The sequence below is a fragment of the Gemmatimonadota bacterium genome, from assembly GCA_016209965.1.
Taxonomy (GTDB): Bacteria; Gemmatimonadota; Gemmatimonadetes; order Longimicrobiales; family RSA9; genus JACQVE01.
Map to the genome: position 1 here is coordinate 1 of JACQVE010000219.1, position 5,071 is coordinate 5,071.

Annotated in this window: 4 protein-coding genes; 3 read left to right on the forward strand and 1 reads right to left on the reverse strand. The window is 69.9% G+C overall.

Annotated elements, in window-relative coordinates:
• Nucleotides 1–101: 101 nt before the first annotated feature.
• Nucleotides 102–1,643, reverse strand: a complete 1,542-nt coding sequence (locus tag HY703_08765) for an amino acid permease (GenBank protein ID MBI4545273.1) — start codon at nucleotides 1,641–1,643, stop codon at nucleotides 102–104.
• A gap of 263 nt (nucleotides 1,644–1,906) precedes the next feature.
• Here HY703_08765 and pyrR point away from each other — a divergent pair, with 263 nt between their 5' ends.
• The 3 genes from pyrR to HY703_08780 are packed head-to-tail and all read left to right on the forward strand — an operon-like array spanning nucleotide 1,907 to nucleotide 4,771.
• Entirely contained in the window at nucleotides 1,907–2,467 is a 561-nt protein-coding gene (gene pyrR / locus HY703_08770; GenBank protein MBI4545274.1) for a bifunctional pyr operon transcriptional regulator/uracil phosphoribosyltransferase PyrR, read from the forward strand.
• A complete protein-coding gene (locus tag HY703_08775; GenBank protein ID MBI4545275.1) occupies nucleotides 2,467–3,435 on the forward strand; it encodes an aspartate carbamoyltransferase catalytic subunit in 969 nt (322 codons plus the stop codon). The genes pyrR and HY703_08775 overlap by 1 nt, the downstream gene beginning before the upstream one ends.
• Entirely contained in the window at nucleotides 3,419–4,771 is a 1,353-nt protein-coding gene (locus HY703_08780) for a dihydroorotase (GenBank protein MBI4545276.1), read from the forward strand. The genes HY703_08775 and HY703_08780 overlap by 17 nt, the downstream gene beginning before the upstream one ends.
• Nucleotides 4,772–5,071: the final 300 nt, after the last annotated feature.

Below are 5,071 nucleotides of genomic sequence, written 5' to 3' on the forward strand. Positions count from 1 at the left end.
CCGTGGAGATGGCCGGATGCTGCGCTACCGCTTTCGTGGCCCGCGCGGAAGCATCGCCAGGCCCACGGCCGTGCCGCCCCCAACCCTGGCTGCGGCTGGCGCTACTCTGCCTGCGCCGCCCCCACCCGCAGCAGACTCCTGCGGCGACTATACCCCAGGTAGATGACCAGGCCGGCCGCGAGCCAGAAGAAAAAGCGCACCCAGGTCGGGCGTGGCAGCCCCAGCATGAGTGCGCTGCAGGAGAGAATGGCCAGCAGGGGCACGAGTGGGACCCACGGCGTCCGGAAGGGACGGTGCCGCTCCGGCTCCAGACGTCGCAGCACCAGGATGCCCGCCGCCACGAGCACGAAGGCGAAGAGGGTGCCGATGTTGGTCAATTCGATCACTGCGTCGATGGGCGCAAACGCGGCGAATACGGCGACGAACACACCCGTCAGCATGGTGGTGACGTGCGGCGTACGGTACTTCCGGTGCACGGCCGCCGCCCAGCCCGGCAGCAGCCCGTCACGGGCCATGGCGTAGAAGATCCGCGGCTGCCCGAGCTGAAACACCAGCAGCACGGATGTCGTTGCCATCACGGCGCCGAAGGCAATCACTGCCGCGGCGAAGTCCAGCCCCCGATTGGACAGTGCTGTCGCCAGTGGCTCCGCCGTCCCCAACTGCTGCCAGGGGACGAGTCCGGTCAGCACTGCCGTCACCGCGATGTAGATGAGCGAGGTGATCCCCAGCGACATCAGCATCGCAAACGGCATGTCCCGCTGCGGGTTCCGGCTCTCCTCCGCGGCCGTGGACACGGCGTCGAACCCGATGTAGGCGAAGAAGATGAGAGAGCCGCCCACCCAGATGCCCTTGAAGCCGTTGGGCGCGAACGGCGTCCAGTTCTCGGGGCGGACGTAAAAGGCGCCCGCCAGCAGGAAGAAGCCCAGGATGGCCAGCTTCACCACTACCATGGCTGTGTTGAGCCAGGCGCTTTCCCGGATCCCGATCACCAGGATCCAGGTGATCAGGGCCACAATCGCGACGGCCGGAACATTGATGATGAGCGGCAGCCCGAAGAGCTGCGGCGCTCGCTCGGCCGCCTCCCACGCCTGCAGCACCGCGGCGCCCAGAGTCAGGGGATCGACCCCATCCAGTCGCGCCGCTTCCACTGCCGCCGCGCCCTTGAACGCGGTCAGGTAATCGGTGGCCAGCCACTCGGGCAGAGCCAGTCCGAACCCGCGCAGCAGCTCCTGGAAGTAGCCGGACCAGCTCACCGCGACCGCAATGTTCCCGACCGCGTACTCGAGGATCAGATCCCACCCGATGATCCAGGCCACGACCTCGCCCAGGGTGGCATAGGCGTAGGTGTAGGCGCTTCCCGCCTGCGGGATCATGGAAGCGAACTCGGCGTAGCACAGCGCCGCGAAGCCGCAGGCCAGCGCCACGAGCACGTAGGAGAGTATGAGCCCCGGACCCGCGCCCACGTGCTGCGCGCCGCCCGCGATCGCCGTGCCCGCGCCCGAGTAGATGCCGGCCCCAACGATCGCGCCGACCCCCAGCGCCGTGAGCTGCCACGGACCCAGCGCGCGCCGCAGTTCCGTGTCCAGCGGCACGCCCTCCCGCCGCAGCTCCGGCACCGGCTTGCGCGCAAAAAGATCTCGCACCACCTCGAGCCCTCGCGTTGGCGTGGATAGGGTTGCACCGGAGGTGCGCCGCTGCGGCAGGTCAGCGCCGCGAAGCTACGCGCCGGGTGGAGCAGTGTAAAGAACCACGACCCGGCGAACTCGGCGGTCCGAGGCGGAGCCTCGCCGGCCCTCACCCTATCGCTGGCCCTCGCCGCTAGCCCTACCTGGCCCTGGCCCGGCCCTGGCCCTCGTATTACCTTTCCTCCCCGCACAGCCGCCTCCCCTCCGTCCGGCCGACACGAATGACCGAGCCGCAGCGGCACTGGCTGATGGATGAGCGGGCCGTCGAGCGCGCACTGGCGCGCATGGCCCGGGAGCTCATCGAACGCAATGCGGGTAGTGCCGGCTTGACCTTCGTCGGCATCCACCGCCGTGGCGTGCAGCTTGCCGACCGCATTGCCGAGGAAGTCGCCCGGGCCGAGGGGCGCCGGCCGCCCGTCGGCTCGCTGGACATAACGCTGTATCGCGATGACCTGATGGCCATTGGGCCCCGCCCCGTGGTAGGTGAGACCAGGCTCCCGACCGGCGGAATCGACGGCCGCGCGGTGGTGATTGTGGACGACGTCTGCTACACGGGGCGCACCGCGCGCGCCGCCCTCGACGAGCTAGCCGACTTCGGCCGGCCTTCCCGCATCTACCTTTGCGTGCTGGTCGACCGCGGCGGCCGCGAGCTGCCCATCCACCCCGATATTGTCGGCCGCACGGTCGAAACCGGGCCGGACCAGCGCGTCGAGGTGATGGTCCCGGAGCTCGACGGCTGCCTGGCCGTTGCCCTCGTCCCCAACCAGCCTGAAGCCGCCTGATGCTGGCCGCGCCCGCCCTCGGCAAGGACCTCGTCGGGCTGGAGCGATTGAGCGCAGAACAGATCCGAGCGGTACTGGACACGGCCGAGCCGTTCAAGGAGATCAGTGAGCGGCGCATCAAGAAGGTGCCGGTGCTGCGCGGCAAGACCATTGTCAACCTCTTCTTTGAGCCCTCCACGCGCACCCGCATTTCCTTCGAGTTCGCCGAGAAGCGCCTGTCCGCCGACACCGTCAACATCGTCACGGTCGGCTCGAGCGTCGCCAAGGGCGAGACGCTGGTGGACACGGCCCGGAACCTGGAAGCCATGCGCATTGACATGGTCGTGATCCGCCACTCGGCGTCCGGCGCCGCCGAGTTCCTGGCCCAGCGCATCCCGTCCAACGTCGTGAATGCGGGCGACGGCCGGCACGAGCACCCCACCCAGGCGCTGCTGGACATGCTCACCATCCGCGACCACCTGGGCCGCCTGGAAAGCGTTCGCGTCTGCATCGTGGGGGACATCCTGCACTCCCGCGTGGCGCGCTCGAACATCTGGGGGCTCACCAGGCTGGGTGCGGAAGTGGCCGTCTGCGCCCCGCGCACCCTGCTCCCGGCCGGGATCGAGGAGCTCGGCGTGCGCGTCTTCCCGCGTATCGAGGCGGCCTGCGAATGGGCGGACGTGCTCAACGTGCTGCGGCTGCAGCTCGAGCGCATGCAGGGCGGGTACGTGCCCACGCTGCGCGAATACAACCGCGTCTTCGGCGTCACGCGCGAGCGCATCGAGCGGGTGCCGCGCCGGCTGCTGATCCTGCACCCCGGGCCCATGAATCGGGGCGTCGAAATCGACAGCGACGTCGCCGACGGGCCGCATTCCCTGATCCTCGATCAGGTCACCAACGGCGTGGCCGTCCGGATGGCGGTCCTCTATCTGTTGGCCGGGGGCGCGCCCGAGAAGGCGGAGGCCGCAAAGCATGGCGCCGCCGAGTAGAACCGTGCTCCTGCGGGGCGGGCGAGTGATCGACCCGTCGCAGGACCTCGACCGGCAGGCAGACGTGCTTCTGGCAGACGGCAAGGTGGCCCGCATTGCCGATAACATCACGCCGCCCGAGGGTGCCGAGGTCCGCCAGCTCCGCGGCCTCGTGGTTTGTCCCGGGCTCATTGACCTGCACGTCCACCTGCGCGAGCCCGGCGGCGAGCACAAGGAGACCATTGCCAGCGGCGCCCGTGCCGCCGCTGCCGGCGGGTTCGCGGCTGTCTGCGCCATGCCCAACACTGACCCGCCGGTGGACGACCCGGCCGCGGTCGGCTTCGTCGTCGCTGAGGGGGTGCGCGCCGGCGCCGCGCGCGTCTACCCCGTGGGCGCGATCTCCGTGGGGCAAAAAGGCGAGCACCTGACCGAGGTCGGGGAAATGGTGGATGCCGGCGCCATTGCCATATCCGATGACGGCTACCCGGTCGCCGACGCCGGGCTCATGCGGCTCGCTCTCGAGTATGCGCAGACCTTCGGTATCCCCGTCGCCAGCCATTGCGAGGACCGGAGCCTCTCCCGCGGCGGCGCCATGAACGAGGGCGCGGTCGCGACGCGGCTCGGCATCCTGGGCATCCCCGCCGCGGCGGAAGACGTCGTGATCGCCCGCGATCTGCTGCTCGCCGAGCTGACCGGCGGGCGGCTGCATATCCAGCACGTCTCGACGCGGCGCGGCGTCGAGATGATCCGCGAGGCGAAGCGCCGGGGCGTGCCCGTCACCGCCGAGGCGACGCCGCACCACTTCGCGCTGACCGAGGACGCGGTGGAAGGCTACCGCACCGAGATGAAAGTGAACCCGCCGCTGCGCGCCGCCGCGGATGTCGCGGCCGTGCGCGAGGGCCTTGCGGACGGCACGCTGGACGCCATCGCCACCGATCACGCGCCCCACCACTATGACGAGAAGGAGCAGGCCTTCGACGACGCACCATTCGGCGTGATCGGGCTCGAAACCGCCCTCGGCCTGGCCCTCACCGAGCTGGTGGGTAAGGGGATCCTGACCCTGCCCCAGCTCGTGGACCGCATGAGCTGCGCGCCCGCCCGCGCGTTCCGCCTGTCCGGCGGCACCCTGCGTGCCGGCGCGCCCGCCGATCTCACCGTCTTCGACCCCGCCGCCGAATGGACCGTCGTGCCCGAGCAGCTCCTGTCGCGCAGCCGTAACACCGCCTTCGCCGGGTGGAAGCTGCGCGGCCGCGCCCTGGTCACCATCGTGGACGGCCGCGTGATCTGGGACCAGCTCTCGGCCGGTGCCGCGGAAGAAGCGCACGCCCCGCGCTCGCCCAGGGCTCGAGCCGGCTGACTCGCGCCCCTCGCCCCCTGGCCCCCTCCCCGCGCCGCTCGCGGCGACTGCCGCCATGACGGGTGTTCTTTTTGGAAAACAAGCAATGCACCGCCTTGCTTGACTTGTCCCCACTCGCCTCACTACTTTCGCGCCCGCTTCTCGGCGAGGCCTTACGACCGGGCGCACGTGCTCCTTCAGCTTCGTAGCGGCCGACGACACCTTGTTCGATTTCTTCCGGGATGCGCATTCCTGGCGGGCCTACTTGCCTGCGATCGGAATAGCCAGCCTTCCGCCGGCGGGGCGATCCGTGCGCTTGCA